The 26079-nt window shown below is 63.7% G+C and carries 24 protein-coding genes; 6 read left to right on the top strand and 18 right to left on the bottom strand.

What is annotated here, in order from left to right:
* Positions 1–181: 181 nt before the first annotated feature.
* The 7 genes from A9762_RS13110 to A9762_RS13080 form a co-directional block, all read right to left on the bottom strand.
* Positions 182–1087, bottom strand: a complete 906-nt coding sequence (locus A9762_RS13110; RefSeq protein ID WP_069342436.1) for a dihydrodipicolinate synthase family protein — start codon at positions 1085–1087, stop codon at positions 182–184.
* A 93-nt stretch (positions 1088–1180) separates the two neighbouring features.
* Entirely contained in the window at positions 1181–2143 is a 963-nt protein-coding gene (locus tag A9762_RS13105; protein WP_083253891.1) for an alpha/beta hydrolase, read from the bottom strand.
* Positions 2143–3009 (bottom strand): ABC transporter ATP-binding protein, encoded by an 867-nt coding sequence (locus A9762_RS13100; protein WP_240493545.1) that lies wholly within the window; start codon positions 3007–3009, stop codon positions 2143–2145. Before A9762_RS13100 ends, A9762_RS13105 begins: the two co-directional genes overlap by 1 nt.
* Complete coding sequence (locus A9762_RS13095) at positions 3006–3749, bottom strand: ABC transporter permease (protein ID WP_069342435.1); 744 nt, start codon at positions 3747–3749, stop codon at positions 3006–3008. Before A9762_RS13095 ends, A9762_RS13100 begins: the two co-directional genes overlap by 4 nt.
* 83 nt (positions 3750–3832) lie before the next feature.
* Complete coding sequence (locus A9762_RS13090; RefSeq protein ID WP_069342434.1) at positions 3833–4390, bottom strand: VOC family protein; 558 nt, start codon at positions 4388–4390, stop codon at positions 3833–3835.
* A 41-nt stretch (positions 4391–4431) separates the two neighbouring features.
* The gene (locus tag A9762_RS13085; RefSeq protein WP_069342433.1) at positions 4432–5484 is read right to left on the bottom strand and encodes an ABC transporter substrate-binding protein; all 1053 of its coding nucleotides are present in this window, start codon (positions 5482–5484) and stop codon (positions 4432–4434) included.
* Between the two features lie 37 nt (positions 5485–5521).
* On the bottom strand, positions 5522–6478 hold the full coding sequence (locus tag A9762_RS13080) for a fumarylacetoacetate hydrolase family protein (protein ID WP_069342432.1): 957 nt from the start codon (positions 6476–6478) through the stop codon (positions 5522–5524).
* Between the two features lie 157 nt (positions 6479–6635).
* On the opposite strand from A9762_RS13080, the gene A9762_RS13075 reads away from it, so the two are divergent.
* On the top strand, positions 6636–7607 hold the full coding sequence (locus tag A9762_RS13075; protein WP_069342431.1) for a 2-hydroxyacid dehydrogenase: 972 nt from the start codon (positions 6636–6638) through the stop codon (positions 7605–7607).
* Between the two features lie 172 nt (positions 7608–7779).
* On the opposite strand, the gene A9762_RS13070 is transcribed toward A9762_RS13075, so the two are convergent.
* From A9762_RS13070 to A9762_RS13060, 3 genes are all read right to left on the bottom strand, one after another.
* Positions 7780–9582: a hypothetical protein gene (locus A9762_RS13070; RefSeq protein ID WP_069342430.1), complete on the bottom strand. Its 1803-nt coding sequence runs from the start codon at positions 9580–9582 to the stop codon at positions 7780–7782.
* 101 nt (positions 9583–9683) lie between these two features.
* On the bottom strand, positions 9684–10733 hold the full coding sequence (locus A9762_RS13065; protein ID WP_069342429.1) for a porin: 1050 nt from the start codon (positions 10731–10733) through the stop codon (positions 9684–9686).
* A 276-nt stretch (positions 10734–11009) separates the two neighbouring features.
* Positions 11010–11477: a VOC family protein gene (locus tag A9762_RS13060; RefSeq protein WP_069342428.1), complete on the bottom strand. Its 468-nt coding sequence runs from the start codon at positions 11475–11477 to the stop codon at positions 11010–11012.
* A gap of 287 nt (positions 11478–11764) precedes the next feature.
* On the opposite strand from A9762_RS13060, the gene A9762_RS13055 reads away from it, so the two are divergent.
* The 5 genes from A9762_RS13055 to A9762_RS13035 all read left to right on the top strand — a co-directional run bounded on the left by A9762_RS13055 (position 11765) and on the right by A9762_RS13035 (position 16475).
* Complete coding sequence (locus tag A9762_RS13055; protein ID WP_069342427.1) at positions 11765–12418, top strand: GntR family transcriptional regulator; 654 nt, start codon at positions 11765–11767, stop codon at positions 12416–12418.
* Positions 12419–12795: 377 nt separating this feature from the next.
* The gene (locus A9762_RS13050; protein WP_069342426.1) at positions 12796–13299 is read left to right on the top strand and encodes an inclusion body family protein; all 504 of its coding nucleotides are present in this window, start codon (positions 12796–12798) and stop codon (positions 13297–13299) included.
* A gap of 102 nt (positions 13300–13401) precedes the next feature.
* Positions 13402–13953 carry an AidA/PixA family protein gene (locus tag A9762_RS13045; protein WP_069342425.1) on the top strand — a complete coding sequence of 184 codons (552 nt, stop codon included), beginning with the start codon at positions 13402–13404 and terminating at the stop codon, positions 13951–13953.
* Positions 13954–14218: 265 nt separating this feature from the next.
* A complete protein-coding gene (locus tag A9762_RS13040) occupies positions 14219–15463 on the top strand; it encodes an amidohydrolase family protein (RefSeq protein ID WP_069342424.1) in 1245 nt (414 codons plus the stop codon).
* Positions 15464–15635: 172 nt separating this feature from the next.
* Entirely contained in the window at positions 15636–16475 is an 840-nt protein-coding gene (locus tag A9762_RS13035; RefSeq protein WP_069342423.1) for a bifunctional allantoicase/(S)-ureidoglycine aminohydrolase, read from the top strand.
* Between the two features lie 62 nt (positions 16476–16537).
* Here the strand turns inward: A9762_RS13035 and A9762_RS13030 are convergent, their stop codons facing one another.
* The 8 genes from A9762_RS13030 to A9762_RS12995 form a co-directional block, all read right to left on the bottom strand.
* Positions 16538–17428 carry a LysR substrate-binding domain-containing protein gene (locus A9762_RS13030; RefSeq protein WP_069342422.1) on the bottom strand — a complete coding sequence of 297 codons (891 nt, stop codon included), beginning with the start codon at positions 17426–17428 and terminating at the stop codon, positions 16538–16540.
* Between the two features lie 103 nt (positions 17429–17531).
* Positions 17532–19082 carry a gamma-glutamyltransferase family protein gene (locus tag A9762_RS13025; RefSeq protein WP_371442897.1) on the bottom strand — a complete coding sequence of 517 codons (1551 nt, stop codon included), beginning with the start codon at positions 19080–19082 and terminating at the stop codon, positions 17532–17534.
* A gap of 349 nt (positions 19083–19431) precedes the next feature.
* Positions 19432–19968: a DUF1097 domain-containing protein gene (locus A9762_RS13020; RefSeq protein WP_083253889.1), complete on the bottom strand. Its 537-nt coding sequence runs from the start codon at positions 19966–19968 to the stop codon at positions 19432–19434.
* Between the two features lie 28 nt (positions 19969–19996).
* Positions 19997–21268, bottom strand: coding sequence for an amidohydrolase family protein (locus A9762_RS13015; RefSeq protein WP_083253888.1), 1272 nt, complete (start codon positions 21266–21268; stop codon positions 19997–19999).
* Positions 21269–21564: 296 nt separating this feature from the next.
* The gene (locus A9762_RS13010) at positions 21565–22209 is read right to left on the bottom strand and encodes a response regulator transcription factor (protein ID WP_069342421.1); all 645 of its coding nucleotides are present in this window, start codon (positions 22207–22209) and stop codon (positions 21565–21567) included.
* Entirely contained in the window at positions 22200–23348 is a 1149-nt protein-coding gene (locus A9762_RS13005) for a PAS domain-containing protein (protein ID WP_069342420.1), read from the bottom strand. The genes A9762_RS13010 and A9762_RS13005 overlap by 10 nt, the downstream gene beginning before the upstream one ends.
* Before the next feature lie 264 nt (positions 23349–23612).
* On the bottom strand, positions 23613–24350 hold the full coding sequence (locus A9762_RS13000; RefSeq protein WP_069342419.1) for an aspartate/glutamate racemase family protein: 738 nt from the start codon (positions 24348–24350) through the stop codon (positions 23613–23615).
* Positions 24351–24462: 112 nt separating this feature from the next.
* Positions 24463–25989 carry an NCS1 family nucleobase:cation symporter-1 gene (locus tag A9762_RS12995; protein ID WP_069342418.1) on the bottom strand — a complete coding sequence of 509 codons (1527 nt, stop codon included), beginning with the start codon at positions 25987–25989 and terminating at the stop codon, positions 24463–24465.
* Positions 25990–26079 lie beyond the last annotated feature (90 nt).

Here is a 26079-nt window from a genome sequence, read left to right as displayed (position 1 = left end):
GGTGCCCGTAGATCTGTACTTGTGCCTGCGCCAGCTCGCAGGCCCCCATGCCGAGCGCCATCGCCAGCACCGTACCCGGCATGCGCGCCCCGGCGCGTGCCGGGCCCCGCGAAGTGCTGTGCCCGCGATGAGGCCACGCCCAGCCTATCCCCCGATACCGCAACGCGCCGCGCATCGTGCTTCAACCCGGCAACGTGAAGCCGCAAGCGGCCAACTGCGCATGCAGCCGCTCGTGCTGATCGCCCGCCAGCGGCGAGAGCGGCGGGCGCAACTGCGCCCACGCCGGGTCGTCGCGATACGACGCCAGCACCGCCTTGAGCGCCGGAATCATCGGGAACGACTGCACGATGCTGCGCACGGCGTCCGCTTTCGCCTGAAGCTCGGCACCGGCCTCGCTCGCCCATTCGCGGCACAGGCGTCCGATGATCTCCGGATGGATGTTGACGGTCGCCGAAATGCAGCCCTTCGCGCCCCGGGCCGAGGCTCGCGAGACCAGCGACTCCGATGCCGGGAAGATGCCGAAGCCGGGGAACGCATCGAGCATCGCACTCAGGTTCTGCCAGTCACCGGAGCTGTCCTTGATCCCCACGACGGTTTGCGGGAAGTCGCGAATCAGTCGTTCGATGACCGGTAGCGTGATGGGCACGCCCGAGAGCGCAGGGATGTGATACAGGTACAGCCGCAAACGCGCGTCGCCCACTTGCTCGATCACACGTGCGTAGTAGCCGTAAAGCCCGTCGTCCGAGAGACCTTTGTAGAAGAACGGCGGCAGCATCAGCACGCCGGCGCAACCGCGCTCGACCGCATGGCGCGTCAACGCCACGGTTTCCGGCAGCGCGCAGCACCCGGTACCGGGCAGCATGCGCCGCGTGTCGAGACCGTTGTCGACGAGCAGATCGAGCAAGGCCATACGCTCGGTAAGTCCGAGCGAGTTCGCTTCGCTGTTCGTACCGAACGGTGCGAGACCGACGCCGTGCGACAGCAACCATGCGCAATGCGCGAGAAAACGGGGGGCATCCGGCGTCAGATCCGTATGAAACGGCGTGACGACGGGCGCAAACGCCCCGGTCAATTCGTGATCGACCATGACAGTTCCTAGAAGGGAGAGAGAGATGTACGGCGCTGCCGTCGCAGGGCCTCAGTGAACGAGGCTCAGCGACTCAGGCAGGCACGGACCGCATCAGGGCGATGGGTTGAGTTCGTGCAGGAATTGCAGAATTTCGCGACCCAGCGAGTCGTCGCCGGTGTCGAGATGGGCCACGACCGAGGTGTGGTTATGGTCGCGCACCTGAACGAAGCGCGATGCGCGCCCGTCCCGTTGCGACAGCCGATGGCAGAACTCCAACGCGTACGTATCGAGATGGGGATTCTCGAATTCCGCGACGACCGTCATCACCGGCACCGGCATCGCTTCGACGTGTGCCATCGGCGCGTCGGTCTCGAAGCGCGCCGGATCGTCGCCGTAGTACGCCACGACACCGGGCGCGTTCGGGTTGTCAGGCAGTACGTCGGCCCGTAAGCGGGCGCTGATCAGCACCGCGCCTGCCACCTCCGGCGTGGCAGGTCGTACACGCGGATCGCTCAGATAGCTCGCCACGTGCGAACCGCCGGCCGAATGGCCGATCAGCAGCACGCGCGACAGGTCGACGTCACCCTCGCCCACGTACTCGGGCAAATGCTCGCGCAACCAGCGCATGGCCAGCGCGACATCCTGCGCACCGCCGGGGAACGATGCCTCGGGCGCCAGCCGATACTCCACGTTCACCGCCACACAGCCCTGACGCGCGAAGTATCGCGGCACGTTGCCGTAGATCTGCGCGTTCGCGTTCATGTCGCCGCGCACGAACCCGCCACCGTGCACGAACACCACGACGGGCGCCGGGCCACGGGCCTGCGTTGCCGGGCACGTCGGGCGGTAGACGTCGAGCCGATGCCGTGCATGCGGACCATAGGCAAGATCGCGCTCGACGGCGAAGCCATCGGTCGACGCCTGCGCCAGCAGCGGCGTGTAGGTGTCGAGCACCGCACGGCGGCCGGCGGCAATGTCGTCCGTCCACTGCGGGCCGAGCGCGCGCATGCGGGCACGCGCGGACGCCCAGCCCGCGTTGCTGACATCGCTGGCGAGGAACGTCTGCCCCTCCATCAATAGACCCCCATCAGTTGCGAAAGCTGCGCGATGTAACCGGCGTAGCGCGGGTGTTGCTTGATCGTCTGCGGTGAGCGCGGACGCGGCAGATCGATGACCACTTCCTGCTCGACCTTGCCCGGTCGCGCCGACATCACGATCACGCGGTCCGACAGAAACACTGCCTCCTCGATGCTGTGCGTGACGAGCAGTACCGTCTGGCGATGCTCCTGCCAGATGCGCAGCAGTTCGACGTTCAGGTTGTCGCGCGTGAGGGCGTCGAGCGCACCGAACGGCTCGTCCATGAGCAGCACTTTGGGTTCGAGCGCGAGGATCTGGCCGATGGACGCACGCTGACGCATGCCACCGGATAGCTCATGCGGATGGTGATCCGCGAACTGCGCCAGCCCCAGCATTTCCAGCAGCGCAGACACGCGCGGCTCGCTCTTTTCCTTCGGAATCTTGCGAAGGCTGGTGCCGAGCATCAGGTTCTGCCGCACGGTAAGCCAGGGCAGCATGTTGCTCGTCTGGAAGACGACGCCGATCTCCGGGACCGGGCGCAACACGCGCTGCCCGCCAACGCGGACCTCGCCGCCATCGTGCGGCACAAGCCCCGCTACGATGCGCAGCAACGTGCTCTTGCCGCAGCCGCTCGACCCGAGAATCGACACGAACTCCTGATCTGCGATCGACAAGGACACGTCGTCGAGAATCCTCACGGGTGCGGCCTTGCGTTGCTTCGCAGCGAACGTCTTGTCGACGTGACGCACTTCGATCATGGCCTCGGACGGGCGGGTGACGGCGGCGGGTTCCGTCGGGCGGGACGTCGGCAGCGACGTCACACTGCCTACGCCGCCCGTCTTGATGTGCTGAATGCCACTCATACGTTGATCCCCCGCCACCAGACGAAGCGCGCCAGGCGCTCGATGCCCCAGTACAGCACCACGGCCAGCAACGTCACCATGAGAATGGCCGCGAACATGACGTCGGTGCGTGCGGCAGCCGACGCGAACACGATCAGGTGCCCCAACCCCTCCTCCGAGCCGATGAACTCGCCGACGATGGCCCCGATCACGGCCAGCGGCATGGCGATCTTCAGACCGTCGGCGAACGCGGGCAGCGCCGCCGGCAGATACAACCGCCAGAAGGTGTCCCACGGGCTCGCACCCAGCGCCCGGAAGTGTTCGTCGAGATTACGTGCGACGGACGCCAGCCCACCCATCGTCGCGACCACGACGGGGAAGAAGGCGAACAGGAACGTCGACGCCAGCTTCGACGCGAAGCCATACCCGAACCACACGATCATGAGCGGTGCGAGCGCGATCTTCGGCATGCTCTGCAAGGCGGTAACGAGCGGATACAACGTGCGACGTGCAAAGGCGCTGTAGCTGATGACCACGCCGATCACGAGCCCGCCCGCGACTGCCGCAACGAAGCCGGTCAGCACTTCGACGGTCGTCACCCATGTGTCGGCGAGCATCTGCGGATGCACTTCCCATGCGGCGCGAAAGATGGCCGACGGCGGCGGCATCAGGTACGACTGCACCTTGAAGTACGTCACGGCCAATTCCCACAGGGCGAGCAATACGCCCCAGAACACGATCGTCTGTGCGATGCGTTTCATTCGAATGTCTCCTCCGGAATACCGGTGACCGACGCGAAGCCAGTCACACAGCTGAACGGCTGAACGATGGCGTGGCTGAGGGCCTACGCCTTGCCGCCCGACTTCTCCTTGACCATACCCGGCGGGGGCGGCACGACGAAGCGCTCGAACCGGAACCGGTCGAAGCTCTCGATGTTGCGCTCCCAGACTTTCGCCTCATACGGATGCTCGGCGTCGATCTGCGTCATCTCGCAATACAGCTCGACGTTGTTGCCGTCCGGATCCTTGAACACGAGGAAGTAGTTCGCGCCGGGGCCGTGACGACCGATGCCGCGCACGATTTCGACGTTGTGCTCGCGCAGAATGTCCACGGCCTTCTCCATCTCCTCGACGCTGTCGACCAGATACGAGAAGTGCTCCATGCCGGGGCGGCTGTAGCGCGGCAAATCGTCGATGTCGGGCGAGTTGGCGGGAATCTGCGAAAGCGCCAGATCGTGGTGATCGCTACCGGCGCGCAGAAACACCATCTGATCGTCGATCCAGTCGGAGACGGTCAGGCCGAGCACTTCGGTATAGAACTTCGCCGACTTCTGAATATCGCGCACGACCAGCACCAGATGGCCGAGACGCTTCGGATTGAGTTTGGGTTTGGGGCTTGTCATCTCCACTCCTTGCATTGCCGTCGTTCGCACCGCAGCGGGCGTCACTCGACGAACTGATTGGTATAGATGTCGGTCGCTTTGAGCGAGGGCGCGAGGTTGAAGGCATCGCGCACGAACTTCGCGGTCACCTCCATGCGCGGCACCGGCAGCCAGCCCGGCTTGTGTCCCTTCGTCTCGCGATCGGTCTCGAGCGTGCCGATCTGACGAATCTGTTCGACCATCACCTGTTTGTCGAGCATCGGGTACTGCGAGACGATCACGGCAGCCGACTCCTCCGGGTGCTCGCGCATCCACGCGTAACCACGGTAAGTGGCCTGCACGAAGCGACGCACCACGTCAGGCTTCTGCTCGATCATTTTCTCCGTCGTGACGATGCCGTTGCCGACCATGTCGAGACCAAAATCGCGATAGCGCAACGAACCGATCTCGCGGCCCTGCTTCGCGGCAAGCGACTTGAGCACGGGCAGATTGGCGCCTTCCCAGCATTCGGTCAGATCGACGCGTCCTTGCAGGAACGACGGATTGATGGTCGACGGATCGAGGCGCAGCAGCTTGACCGACGTCGGCGGCAGACCGTTGGCCTTGAGCCAGGCGGGCACGATGTTCTGCAACGGCGATGCACCACCGCCGCCCATCGACATGCCCGTCAGATCGGCCGGCTTCGCGATGGTCCGACCGGGCTTCGCGAGGTAACAGATCGCGCCCGGCCAGACGGCGTTGATCGAGCCGACCATCTTCGTCTTGCCGCCCTGCGCACGGTTGAGCATCACGCTGATCGGATCACCGTAGCCGAACTCGAACAGCCCCTGATCGACTTCATTGACGGTGCGCTGTCCACCGTGGCCGACGATAGCCGAGACGTCGAGTCCCGCCTCGCGGTAATAGCCCTTGTTGATCGCGACGATCACGCCGCCGGTACTGCCCTGCGGCAGCCATGAGAGGTTGAACTTCACTTTTGTCGGTGCGGCCTGAGCGGTCTGCGCGACTTGAGCAACGACGGGGGTCGCCCACATCGCACCTGCACCGACAGCGCCGAGTGTTCCGGCACATACGAGCGCCGTCCACCAGCGCCGGGTCAACTGCCACTGCTGCATTGCTGCCTCCTCCTGGCCGCCACATGAGCGGCCTTTGTTATTTGCGCTGTGCCACGACACGGTTCTCGATGGCGCCAATGCCTTCGATCCCCGCCACCATCACGTCACCCGCCTTGAGGTACACGCCGCGTCCCATGCCCACGCCGGTCGGCGTGCCCGTGGCAATCAGGTCGCCGGGCTTGAGCGTCAGGATCTCGGACAGGTAGGCGATCTGCTCCGCGATGTTGAAGATCATTCCCGCCGTCGTGTCGTTCTGCATCGTTTCGCCGTTGACCGACAGCGTCATGCGCAGATTCTGGGGATCGCGAATGACGTCGCGCGGCACAAACCACGGCCCCAGAGGAGCAAAGGTATCGAAACTCTTGCCGCGAAACCAGTCGTGCGTGAACGGATAGTCGGTGCGACGGTTGAGGTCGCGCGCGCTCACGTCGTTGATGACGGTATAGCCCGCGATCCACTCGTGCGCCTGCGCCACCGGCACGTGACGGCCTGGACGTCCGATCACCACCGCCAGCTCGACTTCCCAGTCGACACGCTCGGCATGCGGCGGCAGCACGACGTCGGTATCGGTGGCGGTCACGCTCGTCTCCGCCTTCATGAACATGTACGGTGAGCTTTCGCTGCGCGGCGCGAGCTTGGTGCCCATTTCCGCCGCGTGCTCATAGAAGTTGGACGCCGTGGCAAAGATGCGGCCCGGCTGGTACGGCACGCACAGACGGTACGTGTCGGTCGCCAACGCACCGACCTTGGCCGGGACACCGGCGTCGATGGCGCGGTGCACGGCCGTGCAAACCGCATCGCCGCGAACGTACCAGTCCGAGAGCAACGCCGTCAGATCCTGCGACGCGCTCTGGCCGTCCTCCGGCGCCACGTCCATCTGACGCAGCACGGCCTCCAGGTCATATAGCCGCCCGTGTTGCACAAGCGCCGTACGACGTGCCCCGAGCGTGCCCGTTGCCAGCGATTCATAAGTTGCGATTCCAAACCAGCTCACACCTTCCTCCTTGTCTTCCTTCGTGAAGCCGACGTCGTTTTCACCGATCGGCTGTCTTTTTGATTGCTATGTTGAAACACAATACATAGCATATGTATACATAGCAACTGATTTGTATTTTATTTTTCAATCCAACGCATCGAGGCGATTAAGACCCATGACCGACGCTCCGCTCCTCCTCAATCTCATCCCGCTCGAACCGCTCGCGCGGGCGCAATTGCTTGCCGCAGGACTGCGTCTGCACGATGTCGACGTGCGCACCACGCGCCTCGAATCGAGCGACATCACGCCCGGCGTACGGCTCGTGCTGACCAACGGCACGACGGGTTTCACGGCGACGCAAATGGACGCCATGCCCCACGTCGAACTCATCTGCGCCTTCGGTGCGGGCTTCGAAAACATCGACGTCGCCGCGGCCACCGCACGCGGGATCGCGGTCGCGCACGCCCCCAACACCAACGGCGAGACGGTGGCCGATCACGCGCTGGCGCTGATGCTCGCGGCAGCACGCGGGCTCGTGACGCTCGATCGCGCCGTGAAGGCCGGCGGCTGGGCCAGACATCGTGCGCCGCGTCCGACCCTGCACGGTGCGCGACTCGGCATCGTCGGCCTCGGCAACATCGGACAAGGCATCGCAACGCGCGCCGAAGGCTTCGGTATGTCGATCGGCTATCACACGCGTACGCCGCGCACCGGCTGCCGATGGCAGCACTACGACAATGTCGACGCGCTGGCCGCTGCCAGCGACTTCCTCGTGCTCGCCTGTCCCGGCGGTCCTGCCACGCATCACCTCGTGAATGCCGACGTGCTCACGCAACTCGGCGCCAACGGTTTTCTGGTGAACGTGGCGCGCGGCAGCGTCGTCGATACCGTGGCACTCATCGAAGCGCTGTGCGACGGCGTCATCGCGGGCGCTGCGCTCGACGTCTACGAAAACGAACCGGAGGTGCCTTCCGCGCTGCGCATGCTGGAGAACGTCGTGCTGACGCCGCACATCTCCGGCCGTTCGCCGGCGGCGTTGCAAGCGCAGATCGACTTGTTGCTGGCCAACGTGCGCGCCCATCTCTCTGGCAAACCGCTACCGGCCGCCGTCAACAGCGTTACGGGACATCGCAAAGCGAACGGATAAAAAAAGAAGCGGGCAACCGGGAGACCATCGGAGGTTGCCCGCTTCAACACTTCACGCTTTGGAGGCCCTGTGAAGTCGTTCGCGGCAGCGGCACGACACCACCTGTCGTGCCGCGCTGGCGTAATGCCTTTGCATCGTGCCTATGAGGCGATGAAGACCGATCGGCGCCGTTTCATCGCGCCGGCCAGGGCTTTGCCGGTGCGCCCATGACCGGCTCACCCAGCAAGGGGCTCGACAGTGCGTAGGCGCCGTTCTCGGTGAAGGCCCACATGATGTTGCGGTCGTACTCGGTGTACATCGCGAAGACGCCCTTGCCCAGCGTGTAGACCGGCAGTTCCGTCTCGTCGGCCAACCCCGGCACGAAGTACCCGGCAATGCGCGGCTTGGCGGGATCCTTCACGTCGAAAATCTGCACGCCGGCGTTGTAGTACGAATAAGGCACGATGCCCTGACGCCAGGTCCCCGGCTGTCCGATCGAGTTCGAACGCTTCGGGCCATAGTTGCCGCCACGCTGGCAGAAGCTCGTGAACGGTGCGCCTTCCGGGATTTCCGGCTCGGGCAGCTTCGTCGTGACCTTCATCCTGGCGGGATTGCGCGCGTCGACCACGAAGATGTCCTTGAACGGCTCGTAGCAGTCGCGGTTCATCGGATAGCCGCTGGTGAGCACATAGCCCGTGCGCTCGTACTGGCTGACGTCGGCGTTGTCGTACTCCGTGCCGGCGAAGCTAGGCGGCGTGTTCACGTTGCCCACGACCTTCGGGTGCGCCGGATCGGACAGGTCGAACGACCACAGTCCCAAACCGCCCATGGCGCCGAAGCCCACTTTGCCGCCCTGCTCCAGCGGCTTGGGCAGGAAGATCGGCATGCGCGACCCCATCCACGACGTGCGGTTGCCCGCGCGTGCGTTTTGCAGATACGCCTGCTCATGTTCGGCGTTGCCGAGAATCTGTCCCGGGACCGAAATCTGCGAGACGAACTTCGGGTTGGCCGGGTCCGACATGTCCCACACCTGATAGCCCGGCGAATAGAGATAGTTCGGGTACTCGGTGAGCGCGTAGCTGTCGTCCGGTGCGGACGACAGAATCATGTACTTGCCGCCGTAGAACTCCGGCGAGTCGAGCGAACCGGAACCCTGCTGCTGGCCGACGGGGGCATCCGGATGCTTGTAGTCGGTCGTGCGCGTGGCGATCAGCTTCCAGTCGGAGGGCAGCGGTCCGTCCATCACGAAGACCTTGAAGCCCTTGAGCGAGTTGTAATTGCGCTGCGCTGCGACCTTGTCCGGCTGCTTCGACTTGTCCTGCATCAGCCCGTAGCGTCCGATTTCGAACGAGGCGACGAGAATCGGCTTGCCCAGCTTCTTGTTCCACACGATGGTGGCGCCGCCGAGATAGTCCTGCACGTTGTTGGCATCGAACTTTTCGCTCGATCCCTTCGGCCCCCACACGCCCCCCTTCGAATACACGACCTTGCCGTTCGCCGGATCGGTCACGTCCATGATGCGCAGATAGTCGCGGTCATGGATGTAGAGATAGCGTTTGCCGTTGAAGTCGGCGATGTTGTTCCACGCGTGGAACGGCGAATCCACGCCCGGGTAGAACGCCAGCACCTTCACGTTCTTCGCATAGCTCTTCTTGTCCCATGACGTCAGCTCGCCGGGAAAGCGCTGGCCCGTGTGGACTTCGGGCGTGGCCTTCGGCCAGATGAACTTGCCCGTCGCGGGGTCCATGCCGTAGTCGACGCCGGGCTTGAGCGGCTTCGGTTCGCGATCCGGCGTGAGACGCAGCCAGCCAGCCAGATACGGATCCTTGACGTTGGGCGTGCCCGGTGTGCCGCCCGGCTGTGCCTCGGCAGCCTGTGCCGGTTGCGCGGGCGGCGCACTCTCGGGTGCCGACGCGTGGGCCGCGAGCGTCATCGTCAGCGCGGCGAGCACGGCCGTCGCTGTCAAGGACACGCCGAGTGATTTCGTGCGAAACATGTCTTCCTCCTTCGTCTCAAAAGTCTTCTTGCCAGCGCCCCGATGTCGGACCCGACAGGCGGGCACTGGCGGCTTGATGCAGGCAACCGGAATGCGTCCGGTCAGAACGCGTGACGAATCCCGAACTGCACGCCCGACGGGTTTTGCGAGCCGGTCGGCGTGACCTGGAACGTCACGGGGTAATGAACGAGCGTGTCGTTGCTGTGCTGGACACGGGCGTAGGTCGCGTAAAGCGTGGTGCGCTTGGACAGGCCGTACATGTAGCCGACGACAAAACCGTTGGCGTTCGAAAGTGCCTTGTTGTCGTCATCCTGACGATGGACGAAGCTCGCGTAGAAACGATGGCGATCGGTGAGCGCATAGCGCACGCCCGCCTGAATATCCCAGCCGCGCACGTTGAAGGCGACATACGGGGGATAGGCGTAATAGCCGTTGTACGTGTGATAGATCAGGGTCGGCTCCACGCTGCCGAACTTGTACGTCGCTGCGAAGTAGTTGTCGCGCGATGAACGGATCTGGCTCGACGAGTAGATGTCGCGCGTGTATTGCAGCTCACTGACCGCGCCGAGGAAGATGTTGCCGCTGCGGTATTCGAGCGCGGCCGAATAGAAGCGGCCCGAGCGCGTGCCGTCGCCGACACCGGTCGTCGCCATGAAACGGGCGTTCAGGCCGTACCACGACGGCGTTTTGTACTGAATGGAGTTGTCCACGCGATACGAGGCGTAGAAGAACTCCATGTTGTTGACCATACTGAAGTCGGCCGCCCAGCTCGGGTCGGCGTAGCCCGCAATCCAGTACGAGGGCGTGAACTGACGGCCCAGCGACAGATCCCCCCACGGTCCCTTGATACCGACGAACGACTGACGCGCCTGCGCCGATTGCGAACCGTTGTTGGCCGAGAACATCGGCTCATAAGTAAAGAACGCGCGGTTGCCGCCGCCGAGTTCTTCATAACCGCTCAAATTGAAGCGAGAGTTGTTCAGCCCGCCACTGGACACTCTCGTGACCTTGCCGCCGTTCGCGCCCGAGCCCCACAACTGCTCGATATTCAGGTCCACGAACCCCGAAAGCGTCACCCCCCCGGAAGATTGCGCATACGCACCGCCCTGCATTGCACCCAGCAGCAATGCACACAACACTCGCTTCTTCATGCTGTCTCCTGATAGTTCTCGTTTTATTTGCGGCGCTCCCTTCTTTGCTGCCGGGATGTCTGCCGCCCGCCCGTTGTATGTATACAATCTTTCGAACGATTATACATATCAAAGAAATTGAATTTCTACTGCTATTTGCTTATACAAACGGGCTATTTTTTTATAGCGGGTTACCCCTGATACCCGATGCATGGCGAGTCGAGGCCGCCGCCGGCGTAACGCTGCCGGCGGGGTTTTGGGAAATACCTAGGGGATGTGTCGTTAGGGTGTGCTGGATCAGAGACCGGTGCGATCGGCTTGCAGCCCTTCGTGGCGCAGCTTCGGGGCGTCGTCCGTGCTCGTGCCGTCTTTCGACGCGCCGCCCCAGCCGTGGGCCGTCACGTCGAAGATCACGCCGTTCGGATCGAAGAACTTCACTTCATAGAAGATGTTGCTCTTCACCGGCACTTCGCCCATGTAGTAACGGCCGCCGGCCGCTTCGATCCTGGCGCGCGTGGCCTCGACGTCCTCCACCCAGATACCGATGTGGTGCAGACCGACGTACTCACGGCCGCGATCGCCTGCGGCCTCGTCGTTCTTGTAGTTGAGCAGCGCAAGGTTGATGACGCCGTCGGAGAGATACACGCCGCGTGCCAGCGACGAGTCGGTCTCCCCCACTTTCTTGAAGTCGAATGCCTGCATGTAGAACTCGGCCGCCTTCCAGGGATCGGGCACGGAAAGGGCGATATGACGCAGTTTGGCCATGGTGAATGTCTCCTTCCAAATTAGGTTTCAAGCGATGTTTCGAGCGAATCTCAAACGAGATAGCAAGCCCTGCACGAGATGTCCGGCAGATGGCTCATGTATACTATCTCAGTGATTTGCATTCAAAAACGTATTTTTGAATGCATTGAAGCATCCCAATCTTTGTGGAAACCGACCAAACCACGCCCCACGCGGCGTCAGCACTGCATCGTGCGGGAAAATACTCGTATAATCCGCATGTATACAATCCAATCAAAACGACGCATCCACGGAGCGAATAGATCAGCATGGCCGAAACCATTGCCGCAAGAATCTGCCGGGTGTTGACGGGCGAGATCATCGACGGAAGCCTGCCGCCGGGGCAAAAGCTGGAAGAAGTCGTGCTGGCCGAGCGTTTCAAGGCGTCGCGCACGCCGATCCGCGAAGCGCTTCGCGAGCTCAATGCGCGAGGGCTCATCGAACTGACGCCGCACAAGGGCGGTGTCGTGGCGAGCATCAGCGTCGACGATCTGTCCGACATGCTCGAAGCGATGTGCGAACTCGATGCCCTGTGCTGCCGTCTGAGCGCGCAACGCATGAGCGCCATGCAGAAGAAGCAGCTCGAAATGATTCACGTCCAGAGCAAGCAATGCATGGATGCCGGTGACGAGGCCGGCTATCTGGCGCTCAATCGCGAATTCCATCAATTGCTGAGCGCAGGCACCCAGAACAAGACGTTGATGGCGCTCATCGACAGCCATCGGGAACGGCTCGCCCCTTTCCGTGCCGCGCAATCCGATGTCGAAGAGCGTTTCACGGTGTCGTTCGATGAACACGAGCGTGTCGTCGAAGCCGTGCTCGCCGCCGATGCCGAGGCGGCTTACAACGCCATGCGCAGCCACACCGCGCGCCTGAGCATTCACGTGCTGGAACGTCTGCAACACAGCCGCAAGCCCGGCTGACACACCTGCCGTGCGGTGACGCGCCGCAGCGCGTCGCCACGAGAAACGATCCGGCCCATGCCCGCCCCGCGCGCATGGGTCGATTTGGTTAAGGTGCTCCAATTTTTCGATTGGTAGCGTTCGGGCGAGTCCCCGCGATGCCAGCCACAATGCGGCCTCGCGCCCCGAAGTCACTCATCGTAGGCACCCGCGCGTCGTTGAACGCCTCTCATTCCCTTCCTACGCTCCACGGGTGAAACCAGCAGTGGCCGCCACGACGTGCGTGACCGCCGCGACGTTTCCGCTCGCGGCTGACGGGCCGCTGCCTGACCGTTCGACTCAGGGCCGGTATCGCGCCCGGTCGGCGGCATTCAACCAAGTCTTTCGTGGAGAATCCCATGTCGCAAATCACCGATGTGCTGGTCAGCATCGACACCAAGACGATCGTGGATCGTTACGGCAAGAACACCAGCATGACGAATCCGCCGATCATCGACTTCAAGCACGTCTTCATGATCGTGACGCAAGGCAATGTGGTGAGCGGTCAGGCGGGTGGCGAACTCGATGTCGCCGCCACCGTCGGGGACGTCATCCGCTGGCGCGAATGCTCGCTGTCGCTGGGCTTCGAGCAGTCCTGCATCTTCTACAAGTTCGTCGGCAATCAGGGCAACGAGCTGATTTCTCCGCCGTCCCCGCGTGAAGCCGAGGTCACGATCCCCGTTCCGAATCCGCCGGATCCGACCAAGCCGAAGAAGCAAAGCTGCTCCAACTACTTCTGGTCCTGCGAGACGCTCAAGACCGGGCGCGTGACCTACCACTTCCAGTTCATGGTGCTCGATCGCGCAGGCAACCTCTGCGGTTGCTATCAGTGGGATCCGTTCATCACGATTCGCAATCATTGACGCACGCCACGCGCTGCCCGCCCGCTACCCGTCATGTCCTTTCGCGCATGCCGGGTGGCGGAGCCCCCGACGCTCTCAAATGGTTATGCCCAAGGAATTCTCATGTCCGACGCACAGAATTGCGGCAACGGCGGTGAGGAAGACGGCGCCCGCGATAGCGCCGCCATCACCGACGTGCTGCTCGTGATCGATACGGCGACGCTGCTGGACAAGGCCGCCGGGCAGTCGCCCTCCCCCGTCTCGGTCGACGGCACGGACTGCTACCGCCTGTCACCCGGTCGCGACACACTCGACGGCAGCCACGGAACGCCCCCGGCCAGTTGGCCTGTCGACGCTCGCACAGGCAGCCAGCTCCGGATACGCTGGACCGCGCTCGCGATGCGCGGCGAGCACGCCGTATTGTTGCAACTCGCGCTGGCCGACGATGCGGCGCTGGGCAATCTGCAACTCCACGTCGAAGACAACGCCGTGCGCTATGCGCCGCGATCCGACAAGCCGGAGGAAGCCGTCGCACGGCAAGCCCCCGATGCCTACTGGCAAGCAGAGGTCATCGCCAGCGGCGAAGCCGAAATGCGTGTCGAAGCCACCGTCACGGACCGCGACGCGAACGTGCTGGGGCGCTTCACATGGCCGCTGCGGATCGCGGTGTCATGAATCCGCCAGTCCGATAAGAATACCGAGACAGGCGCGATGCCCCCTCGGTATCGTCGTCACATCGGCTACGCCCGCTCATCGACATCCACTATTCAAAAATCGAATGCCATGCATTTTGATATTTAATTTGTCGATGCGCGACCGGTTCGCTATCTTGTAAGTCTTACCCCGCAGTTTCACTCCCCTAAGAGACCCCGCGGCGCGGCTGCGCCCACCACACGGAACGCAGCAACAGCGAGGGCCCGGGCAGCACAGAGGTCGTTCCATGAGTTCCTCCGGTCATCACCGTGTCTTCGTCGGCGCCATCGACGCCGACGGCAATCCCATCACGCTCGCTACGCGCGACGGACGCTTCACCTACGTTGGCGCACCCGCGTCCTACACGGCCGACGCCAACGCACAAATCGTCGATCTGCAAGGCAAGCTCGTGCTGCCCGGTTTCGTCGACGGCCACATCCATCTCGACAAGAGTTTCGTCGGCGATCGCTGGCGCCCGCACCGCCCGGCAGCCACGCTGCGCGAGCGTCTGGCCGCAGAAAAGCAGGAAATCGCCGCCGCCGCGCCCATGGCCCAGCGTGCGGACGCCCTGATGCGCCAGACCGTAGCGTTCGGGACGGTGGCGATGCGCTGCCATGTCGACGTCGACGCCAGCACCGGTCTCTCGCATCTGAACGAAGTGATGGCGATGCGCGAGAAATGGCGCGAATGGCTCGACATCGAACTCGTCGCCTTCCCGCAGGCGGGTGTCATGACTTGCCCTGGCACGGCCGAAGTGCTGGAAGATGCGGTTCGCGCGGGCGTTCAGGTCGTAGGCGGCATCGACCCGACCACACTCGACGGCGATCCGCACGGCCAACTCAACGTGATCTTCGGCATCGCAGAGAAGCACGGCACGAAGCTCGACATCCATCTGCACGAACCCGGCGATATCGGTCTGGCACAACTGCATCGCATCGCCTCGCGTACACAGGCCGCCGGCTTGCGGGGACGTGTCAGCGTGAGCCATGCCTACGGACTCGGCGACGTCGGCCCTGCCGAACTCGACACCATCGCACGCGCATTGGCCGACGCCGACGTCTCGATCATGACCAACGCGCCCGGCGACCGCGCCTTCCCGCCGATTCTCCGGTTGCGCGAAGCGGGTGTACGTGTGTTCACGGGCAACGACAACATTCAGGACAGCTGGTGGCCGTACGGTAACGGCGACATGCTGCAACGCGCGATGCTCATCGGCTATCGCTCGGGTTTCTATACGGACGAAGATCTGCGCGTCGCACTGGAGATGGCCACGACCGCGGCCGCCGCCGTGATCGGCAAGCACGATTACGGCCTGCATGCGGGCAACGAGGCGAGTTTCGTCGTCTTCGATGCGCCGAATGCCGCCGCAGCCGTGGCCGCCGCACCGGCGGCCCGCGCCGTCATTCGTCACGCACGCTATTGGGGCGGCCCCGCGCAACTTGCGCTGGACCCCGCCCTGCTCAAGGACACAGCAGGGTCCACCCCGACCTGACTGTCATGCGCGACGTCACGCCCGGCACGAGACATGCCGAGTCGTGACGCCGCAGGCGTTCGTCGCGCCGAGGTCAAGCGGTCTGTGCGCGCCCCCAAGCGCGGATCGCAACCAAGGGGCCCGGCGGCGAACGATGGGGAGAACAATCAGAATGCATCAGGAGCCAACTGCAATGTCGAAGACTACGTATTACGCGCCGCATGGCGGGCATCCCGGCCAAACGGAATTGCTCACCGATCGCGCCATGTTCACTGAGGCCTACGCCGTCATCCCGAAAGGCGTGATGCGCGACATCGTGACGAGCCATCTCCCGTTCTGGGACAACACGCGCCTGTGGGTGCTGGCACGTCCGCTCTCCGGGTTTGCCGAGACGTTTGCGCAATACATCATGGAAGTCGGCGCCGGTGGCGGCAGCGACAAGCCCGAGCAGGACGACAAAGCGGAAGGCGTGCTGTTCGTCGTCGAAGGCGAAATCACCGTGACGATTCAGGGTAAGGCCAACACGCTCACCCCGGGTGGCTACGCGTTCATTCCCCCCGCGGCCGACTGGCAACTGCGTAACAACAGCCAGGGCACTGCGCGTTTCCACTGGATTCGCAAGCACTATCAGGCGGTGGAAGGTCTGCCCTATCCGGAACCGTTCGTGAAGAACGAACAGGATGTCGAGCCGATCCCGATGCCGGGCACCGACGGTCGCTGGGTGACGACGCGCTTCGTCGATATGCAGGACATGCGTCACGACATGCACGTGAACATCGTGACGTTCCAGCCGGGTGGCGTGATTCCGTTCGCGGAAACGCACGTCATGGAGCACGGCCTGTATGTGCTTGAAGGCAAGGCCGTCTATCGTCTGAATCAGGATTGGGTGGAAGTCGAAGCCGGCGACTTCATGTGGCTGCGTGCATTCTGCCCGCAGGCCTGCTACGCCGGCGGCCCCGGTCCGTTCCGTTACCTGCTGTACAAAGACGTCAACCGTCACATGACGCTGACGTTGGGCGCACAGCCGAAGTAACTTAAGTCACCCGACGCGGACGTTCTCGAAACGCCCGCAGCCGCGCGTGTCGATGATCTCACTCATCTCGACGCGCGCGGTTTCGTTTCGAGCATCCCCACGAGCACCTTGGCGAGCGCACCGACCATCGGATCGGCCGTCGGACGGTGGAAGATCGCCAGCTCGAACGTATCGATCACCGGCAGGCCCTGCGCCCGGCCGAGTACCACATGCCCCGGCAAGACCGCGCGCGGCGGCACCAAACTGATTCCCATGCCGTCGGCGACAGCGCCCTGAATGCCGCTCAGACTGGAGCTGGTGAAGCTGATGCGCCAGTTGCGTCCCATGGCTTCCAGCGCGTTGATCATGTCGTCCCGGTACAGGCCGCGTGTCGGAAAGGTCACCAGCGGCACGGGATCGAGTCCGAACGACGGATGCTTCGCGCTGTCGATCCACGCCAGCTTCTCCGGACGGCTCGCCACCGATTCGCGGCTGTTGCGTCGCTGCTTGACCAGCACGAGATCGAGCTCGCCGTGATCGTAGCTGCCGAGCAGATCGCGACTCAGCCCGCTCGTCACTTCGAGCTTCACCTGCGGATACTGACGGTTGAAGCGCGCGAGCACCTGCGTGGTCGCCCCTGTAGCGAAGTCCTCCGGCACCCCAAGACGCACCGTGACGGCCACGACCGCGCCCGAGAGCGCTTCGAACATCTGGTCGTTAAGGGCGAGCATCTGACGCGCATAGCCGAGCAGCAACTCGCCGGCGTCCGTTGCGTGGACCTCGCGATTGCCACGGTCGAGCAGCTTGTGCCCGACCATGTCTTCGAGACGCCGGACCTTCTGGCTGACCGTGGACTGCGTCGAATGCAGACGCGCCGCCGCCGTGGTGAAGCTGCCGCAATCGGCCACCATGATGATCGAGCGCAGCAGATCCAGATCAAACAGCGGTCGATTCGATTTTGCACTGCCAGCCATGTCTCGTATTTGTTTTGTCGATGGATGGCTGAACTTGTATCACGCGCAACGAATGCCCGACAACTGGGGTTTTCGGCGTAGCCGGGCATTGACCGCGATCGCGTTAAACGCCGAGCGCCCTGCCATCGCTGCGCGGATCGTGCGCACCGCTCATCTGCCCCTGCGCACCGATGCGAATCGCCCCCGGGTGTCCCGCTAGCTGGCTTTGCGGCGGCAGCGGGCTCATCTCATGTCCACGAGCCGCAAGCGCCGTAAAGACCCCTGCCCCGGCGTCCTGTTCGAGCTTCAGACTGTCGCGGGTATCCGAGAACGTCTTGCCGAGCAGGAAGCGCGGACGCTTGAGCGCCGTGAGCGGATCCATCTCGTAGTCGATCAGACGCGTGAGCACGGCCGCGAGCGTCTGCGGCTGCCCGTCGGCGCCCTGTGTACCGTAAAGCAACTGCGGCCGCCCTTGCTTCAGATACATGCCCGGATTGAGCGTATGGAACGGGCGCTTGCCGCCCGCGAGCACGTTCGGACTCGTGGGGTCCAGGCTGAACGAGGCGCCCCGGTTATGCCACAGCACACCGGTATCGCCGAGCACCACGCCACTGCCCCAGTCGAAATAGACCGTTTGCAGCATGCTCACGCAGTTCCCCTGACTGTCCGCCGCGCCGATGTAGACGGTGTCGCCCGTCTTGAAGACGTGCGGCCAAGGCATCGCGCGATCCATGCGGATACTACGGGCGTGCGCGTCCAGATTCGCACTGGAGAGCAGACGATCCACGGGCACATCGACGAAGTCCGGGTCGGCCACGTAACGGTTGCGGTCGAGGAACGCGAGCTTCACCGCTTCGACGAGCACGTGATAGTAGTCGGCACTTCCCTCCGGCATCGACTTGAGATCGAAGCGATTGAGAATGCCCATGATCTCGAGCGTCGTCACGCCTTGCGTGGGCGGCCGCAGCCCGAGCAGTTCGCCGTCCCGATACGCCACGCGCAGCGGGACTTCTTCGCGCGCCTGCGCTCGCGACAGATCGCTGGCGCGCAAGGGGGAACCGACCTGCTTGAGTCCGGCGGCGATGCGTCCCGCGAGATCGCCTTCGTAGAACTCGCGACCCCCGTGCGTCGCGATGCTGTCGAGGCTTCTCGCCAGTGCGGGTTGATGGAACTGCTCGCCGACCTGCGGAATGCGTCCGCCAGGCATGAAGACGGACGAGAAGCCTTCCCAGCTCGGCAAGTCTCCCGCTCGGAACGTCTGCCAGAAGTGTTGCGACGGCGTGACCGGGAAGCCGTTTGCCGCATATTCGGTCGCGCGCGAAAACAGTGACGACCAGGCTTGCTGACCATGCCATTGCGTGCGGCTGAATTCGAACGCCTTGTCCCAGATGGCGACCGTCGCCGCTGTGGTCAGCGTCGCGCCGGGTCCGCGCACGGGAATCGCGCTGCCGTACGCCGATGTTTGCGCGGCGGCCTGTCCAATGCCGGAGAGCGTGCGCACGTTGCCGTCGCGATCGCTGATGACCATGAAGGCATCGCCGCCCAGACCGGTGAAGTGCGGATACGTCACGCTCAGTACCGCGCCGATGGCAATCGCGGCCTCGATGGCGTTGCCGCCCGCGCGCAGCACTTCCAGCCCTGCTTCGCTTGCCAGCTCGTGCGGGCTCGTGACCATGCCCCGCGTCGACTGCGCGAGGCGCGGACCGGCGTCTGTTTCGGTCTTGGAGAGTGCCGCAGGTGCAGTCGCCACAGCCGATGCTGCAGACGCCGTCGACATCGGCAACACGGCACTGCCCGCCAGTGCCGCCGTGCTCATCAGAAAGTCCCGGCGCGTGGTGCCGCTGGCCGCGTCGGCCGCCTCGGCCTCCTTTAAGGCGTTTTGCGGATGCGCCGGAGGTGTCGTGGTCAGCCCATCGGCCGTTTTTTGTGCGAACGTCATGCCGTCTCCCCTCGGGATTGTCGTTAGAGGACGAAGCGCGCCCGACACTGGCGACGCTTCGTCCGAACACCATCGAATCGTCAGATCAGACTTCTGCCTTCCAGCCCTTCCAGTTGCGTTGATGCGTGACTTCCGGCGCCGAATAGCGCTCCTTCACCCACGCGTACACCGGGCCGAGCGCATTCATCGCCACGGCGGCGGCGAGTGCGGCGAGCGGGTCTTGCGCGACCGGACCGAAGCCGCCGAACAGCGTGGCGAAGTACGTCGCGAAACCGAAGAACATGCCGGGAATGAAGTTCAGTCCCGGGAAGAAACGAGCGAGCGCCATCATCGAACCGTTACCCGCAAAGAGAATCACCATCTCGGCGAGCACCAGCGTGTTGCCGCTGAATTGCGTTGCCGCTTGCTTGAATCCCAGCACGATGAGAAACGCAAAGAATGAACCGACGGGCAGCGTCGCCCAGATGCGTTTGAGATTGACGAACGTTGGCCCGCCCATGGCGAAGGTGGCGGCCCAACTGATGAAGATGGCCCATGGCGGGAGATGCAACGGCAACATCGCAATCGGAATGGTGGTGACAGCTAGTAACGAGGCAACGACTTCCGCAGGCAGCTTCTTCATGATTGTCTCCTTGAGTTTTATAAGAACTTCATTGCGCACAACAACATGAATGCCGGTGAATTTCGCAGTGATGCTGCGTCACGACCGTGATACGGCCGCGTTTGATGACCCACAGGCGTGGCGGGATATCGAGCAGCGCATCGGCCACCCGGAACGTATCGAGAATGATCAGATCGGCCTGCTTGCCGACGGCGATGCCGTAGTCGTGCGACAGCCCGATGGCGCGCGCGGCGTTGTGCGTGCCCATATCGAGAATTGCCTGCTGATGCTCGGGCACCCCAAACTGCGCCACGTGCGCGAGCAGATTGCCGATCTGCAACATGTCGGCCTTGCCGAACGGCGTGAAGGCGTTGCGCACGTTGTTCGACGAGTACGCCACGTTCACGCCCGCGCTATGCAGCGCCTTGACCGGCGTAAGGCCGCGCCTCGGGTTCTGCGTGTCCTTGCGGCCGCCCAGATAGAGGTCGGTGGCCGGTAGCGTGACGATGCTGATCCCCGCCAGCCGGATCTGTTCGATGACCGGGGCAAGCTCGTCGGAATCGAGCGCGCCCAGACTGGTGACGTGCCCCAACGAGACGCGTCCCTGATAGCCCGTCTCGATGGTCTTTTGCGCAATGTAGGAGATCGCGGCGAAGCGCTGATCGCTGGTGTCGTCCGCGAAATCGGCATGCATGTCGATGGGCGCACCGAAACGTTGCGCCAGCTCGAACACGATGTCGATGTGCCGCTTCGTGTCGTCCCAGTTCAACTCGTTGTACGGGCATCCGCCAACGACGTCCGCGCCCATGCGCAGCGCATCGATCATCAGCTCGTACGTGCCTTTGGACTTGAGAATGCCCTCCTGCGGGAACGCCACGATTTGCAGGTCGAGCAGGCTGTCGTACTCGTCCTTGAGCGTGAGCAGCGTTTCCACGCCGATCAGCCCCTGAATCAGATCGACGTCGGGGTGCGCGCGCACGGCGACCGTGCCGTTCTTGACCGCCATGTCGAGCACCTGACGCGAGCGATCCAGCACGTCTTCGCGTTCCTGTTTGCTCTTGAGAATGCCGGTGACGCGAATCGCCTCATCGAGCGTGCCGAAGCGCGCCGGCAGCCGGCGATGCAGCAGCGCCTTGTCCAGATGCAGATGCGCCTCGACGAGGCCGGGAATCGCGGCGCGACCCTGAGCGTCGATCTGCTCGTCGGCGCTGGCGTCGATCCCCGGTTCGATCGCAGCGATACGCCCGCCCTTGATGGCGATGTCCACGAGCGGCGCGTCATCGCGCACGCACACGTTGCTGATCAGCAGGTCCACATGCATGGTGCGGTCTCCTTACGTCACGAATTGTTTGAATGGTTGAAGTGCTGGCAGAACACCGGGAAACACTGCCGGCCGGGTGGCAAAGGTCTGAACTCATCGTAGGGGCGGGCCCGAGCGCAGGGCATCGGGATTTGCTGGTTTTCGTCTAGGAATTTCCCTAGACGCGGTGCAGCAATCCAAACGAGCGGTAAATCGATGGGTCCGCGGGACCCAACTGGGGAGAAAAATCGCGCGGGAAATCGCAGCGCCGGACGGGAGTCCGGCGCGAGCGGGCATGCTGGAGCAAAACGTCGATGTCAGGCGTCGGTGCCCGCGACGATCAGGCCATTTTCGATGGCGTAGTGGACAAGGCCTGCCGTCGATGGAATGTCCATCTTGGTCAGAATGTTCGCCTTGTGGGTGCTGACGGTCTTGGCCGACAGCGACAGGCAACGCGCGATGTCGTTGATGCCGTTGCCTTCGACGAGCATCTGGAAAATCTGAAACTCCCGCGCAGTGAGACGCGTATGCGGTAGCGCCTGCGCAGGTTGTTGAAGCTGACGCACGAGTTTTTCCGCCACCAGCGGCGAGACGACTGTGCCCCCACGCGCCACGCGACGGATCGCGCTCATCAGTTGTTCCGATTCGGCGTTCTTCGTCAGGTACCCGGCAGCACCCGCGCGAATCGCCTGCACGGCGTATTGCGATTCCCGATACATGCTCAGCACCAGCACCGGCAGCGCGGGATAGGTCGCCTTGATTTGCGCGATCAGCGCGATGCCGCTCTTGCCCGGCATCGACATGTCAAGCAGCAGCACGTCGACGGTGGTGAGGCGCAGGCGCTTGAGGACGTCGTCACCGTCCACCGCCTCGGACACGACGGCCATGTCGGGCGCCATCGCAATGATCTTTTTCAGGCCATCGCGAATGATGGCGTGGTCGTCTGCAATCATCACGCGCATGACGACGACCCCGCTTCGGCTGCGCCCGCAGGCGCTGCGTCGTGCAATGAATCGCGCTCGTGCGGGGTGTCAACACCCGTCAGCCCGCCTGCGCCCGCTCGCGCCGGAATCCGGACCAGGATGCGCGTGCCCTGCCCCGGCGCGCTATCGATCTCGAACGCGCCGCCCAGCATCAATGCGCGCTCGCGCATGCCCATCAGCCCCAGACGCTGTCCATGTCCGGCACGAGCGGTGTCCATGCCCCGACCATCGTCGGCAATGCTCACGTGGCAGTGTCCTTCGCGCAGATCGAGCGCCACGCGCACGTGTGTCGGCTGGCCGTGACGGCTCGCATTGGTGAGTGATTCCTGCACGATGCGGAAGATCGCCGTGCTGCATTCGCTGTCGAGGCATGCCGTAACCGCTTCGGGCATGACCAGCTCGCACGGTAGCCCATGACGCTGTGTGAACGACTCGGTGAGCCACTCCAGCGCAGCGTGCAGCCCGAGTTCGTCGAGCACTGCGGGACGCAGATCGGCGGCGATCCGATGCACGGCATCGATGGTTTCGTCGACCAGTTCCTTGAGCATCTGGATGTGGGCCGACTGATCCGCAGCGGGCATGTCGGGCTGCGTCTCCAGATAGTTCAGGCCGAGGCGAAGGCCGCCCAGCCATTGACCGAGTTCATCGTGAAGCTCGCGGGATAGTCGCGTGCGCTCCGCTTCGCGCACGGTTTGCAGATAAGCGGAGAGTTGGCGCAATTGCGCGCGCGAGTCGAGCAATGCCATCTCGGAGCGCTTGCGGTCGGTGATATCCCGGGAGATGCCGACCGTGCCGACGATGCGACCGAGCTCGTCGCGTACGGGCATCTTGACCGTGTCGAACCAGCGCGGCGCGCCGTCCGCACCGGGGCGGCTTTCCTCGTAGCGACGCCGCATGCCGCTCGCGACAACCGCTTTGTCCGTGGCGAGGTACACGCGTCCCCAGTCAGACGACCAGACCTTGTCGGGGGTACTGCCGATGATGTCGGCTTCGCTGCGGCCGCACGCGGCCATGAAGGCCTCGTTGACGAGGATGTAACGCGACTCGGTGTCCTTGAGCCACGCCTGATCCGGGATGTTGTTCAGAATCGCCCGGTGCAGTTCGCCATGCGTCTCCACTGCGTCTCCTTGCCGTACCGATGAAATGGCGCGGCGCAACACAGTCAGAGGCTCGCAAACAAGGCGTTCGCCTTGCCGGAGGTACGCGGTGACATCGGCGCCGGTCCGGAACCAATATAGCCAGACCGACGTTCGCGCGCGCCTCTAGTTTTCCCGCATATCGGAATGCTGCGTCGTTTCATGAATTTTTCTGATGAACGCGAGGTACACCCGACAACCCGGGGAGACACGGCAGCGCCCGGGCCGCGTGAGCGACGCTATCGATCAGCCCGCTTCACCGAGCAGGGCCTGCGGCCACCCGACGATCTGCTTGCGGCGCGGCGTTGCGTAGGTGCGCACCTTCGACGTGCTCAGGCCCAGACGCACCAGCGATTCGGCCAGCGCGACGGCGGCGGATACGCCATCGACGACGGGCACGCCCGTGCGCTCGCGAATCTTCGCATCGAGCCCGACCATGCCGCCGCAGCCCAGGCAAATGACTTCGGCGTGATCGTCACGCACGGCACGTTCGGCTTGCGCCACCACGGCGTCGATGGCGCGCACCGGGTCGCGCTCCAGTTCGAGCACCGGCATGCCGCTTGCGCGCACCGAGGCACAACGTGCATCGAGACCGGCGAGCTTCAGACGGTCCTCGATCAACGGCACCGTGCGATCGAGCGTGGTGACGACCGAATACCGGTGGCCGAGCAGCATCGCCACGCTTGCGGCGGCTTCAGTGATGTCGACGACCGGCACATTCAGCAGTTCCTGCAACCCTTCACGCCCATGCTCGCCGTAACCCGCCTGAATGACGGCGTCGTAAGGCTCGTCGTAGCTCATGACGCGTTGCATGACGGCAATCGCGGCGAGATAGCTCTCGAAGTTGCCTTCGACGGATTCGGCGCCAAAGTGCGGCGTGAGGCCGACGATTTCGGTACCCGGCGACGCGCTCGCACGTGCATGGTGCGCAATGGCGTCGGTTATCGCGGCCGTCGTATTGACGTTCACGACGAGGATCTTCATAAACACTCCTGATGGGGGTTGAGACAGTGGATGCAGCGGTCGTGCAAGCAGGTTGCCCTGCCCCCGCACCGAACGAGGTTCGACGCTCGGGGGCAAGGCAACCAGCGGGGGTTCAGTGCGCAGCGCTATCGACGGCGAAGTGCTCGCCCGAGCAGTCCTCGAACGGCTGCCGACGGTCCGAAATCGCGTAGTAGACGCCACCGGCAATGCCCGCGCCCAGCAGCCACGAGAACGGGGTGAGCGCGCTGAACGCGGGGACCAGCGCCGCCGTCACGGCCACGAGTGCCGAGGGCACCAGTGCGATCAAAGCTTTCGGATTCACGCCACGGAGATAGTGATAGGTGCTGCCGCGCATCTCGCTGTACAGATGCGGCACGTGCACACACGTCTTGCGCAGCAGCCAGTAGTCGACGGTGATGATGCCGTACAGCGGCCCGAGCAACGCCCCCAGCCCCGAGAGGAAATACACGATCACGATCGGGCTGTTGTACAGATTCCACGGCAGGATCACGACGGCAATCGTGGCGCTGATGAGTCCCGCGCGGCGGAACGTCAGGCGATGCGGCGCGAGGCTCGTGAGCACGAACGCCGGGGCGACGAAGTTCGCCATGATGTTGACGGCGACCGTCACGACGAGGAACGCAAGGCATCCGAGCACGAGGAACGTCTTGTCGGGAATCGTCGCGATGATTTCGGTCGGGCTGTGGATGATCTGGCCGTTCAGGCTGAACTGTGCACCGGCAAGCACGAAGCTGATGACGGCGAAGATCAGAATGTTGACGGGCAGCCCCCAGAAATTCCCCGTGCGAATCACCTTGCGGCTCGGTGACGCCCGAGTGAAGTCGCAGAAATTGAGCACCAGCGTGCCGTAGATCGCGAGCCACAGCGCGCCACCGGCGAAGACTTTCGTCCACATGGCGAAACCGGTCAGCGGCTCCCCCACCGACATGGCGATGTGACCGCCCGCGCGGTGGTACATCCACACGGCAAGGCTCGTCACGGTGATCAGGATGATCGGCCCGGCGAACGCCTCGTACTTGCGCACCATCTCCATGCCATACGCCAGAATCGCGAGCTGCACGAGCCAGATGGCAATGAAACTGACCCAGCCGAGCGTCGAGAGCCCCAGCACGGCGTTGTGATCGTAGGCCGCCAGCCCGGGCCAGACAGCCACGAGCAGCACCCGTAGCACGACCGAGGCGAGATACGTCTGAATGCCGAACCATGCAATGGCGATCACCGCGCGAATGATGGCGGGGATCTGCGCGCCGTACACGCCGAAGCTCATGCGGCTGATCACGGGAAACGGCACGCCGGTCTTGTGTCCCATGTACCCCGTGAGGTTCATGAAGATGTAGACGAGCGCCGCACCGATGGCGAGCGACGCCAGCATCTGCCAGCCCGTGAGGCCCAGCGCGAAAAGGCCGATGGCGAAGGAATAGTTGGCGATGTTGTGCACATCGTTGGTCCACAGCGCGAAGATGCTGTAGCGGCCCCAGCGTCGTCCCTCCGACTTCGTGGGGGCCAGGTCGGCGTTATGTAGCCGTGGGCTGAGGCCATGTGCCGACGGCGTATGTGCGTGTGCCTGCCCGGTCGAGGGCATCGCGCCCAGGACCTCGTTCGAAACGTCCCATTGCATCCGCATTGTCTCCTTGATGAAGCAAGGACGGCCTGACCGCTTATCTGTTGCCTGCTGTGCGGTCTTCGTACCGTCCCCGCTGAATGCGTG

This window comes from Pandoraea sp. ISTKB, from assembly GCF_001721285.1.
GTDB classification, from domain to species: domain Bacteria; phylum Pseudomonadota; class Gammaproteobacteria; order Burkholderiales; family Burkholderiaceae; genus Pandoraea; species Pandoraea capi.
The sequence above is the reverse complement of the archived record's forward strand: the minus strand, read 5'-3'. Positions and strand labels throughout refer to the sequence as shown.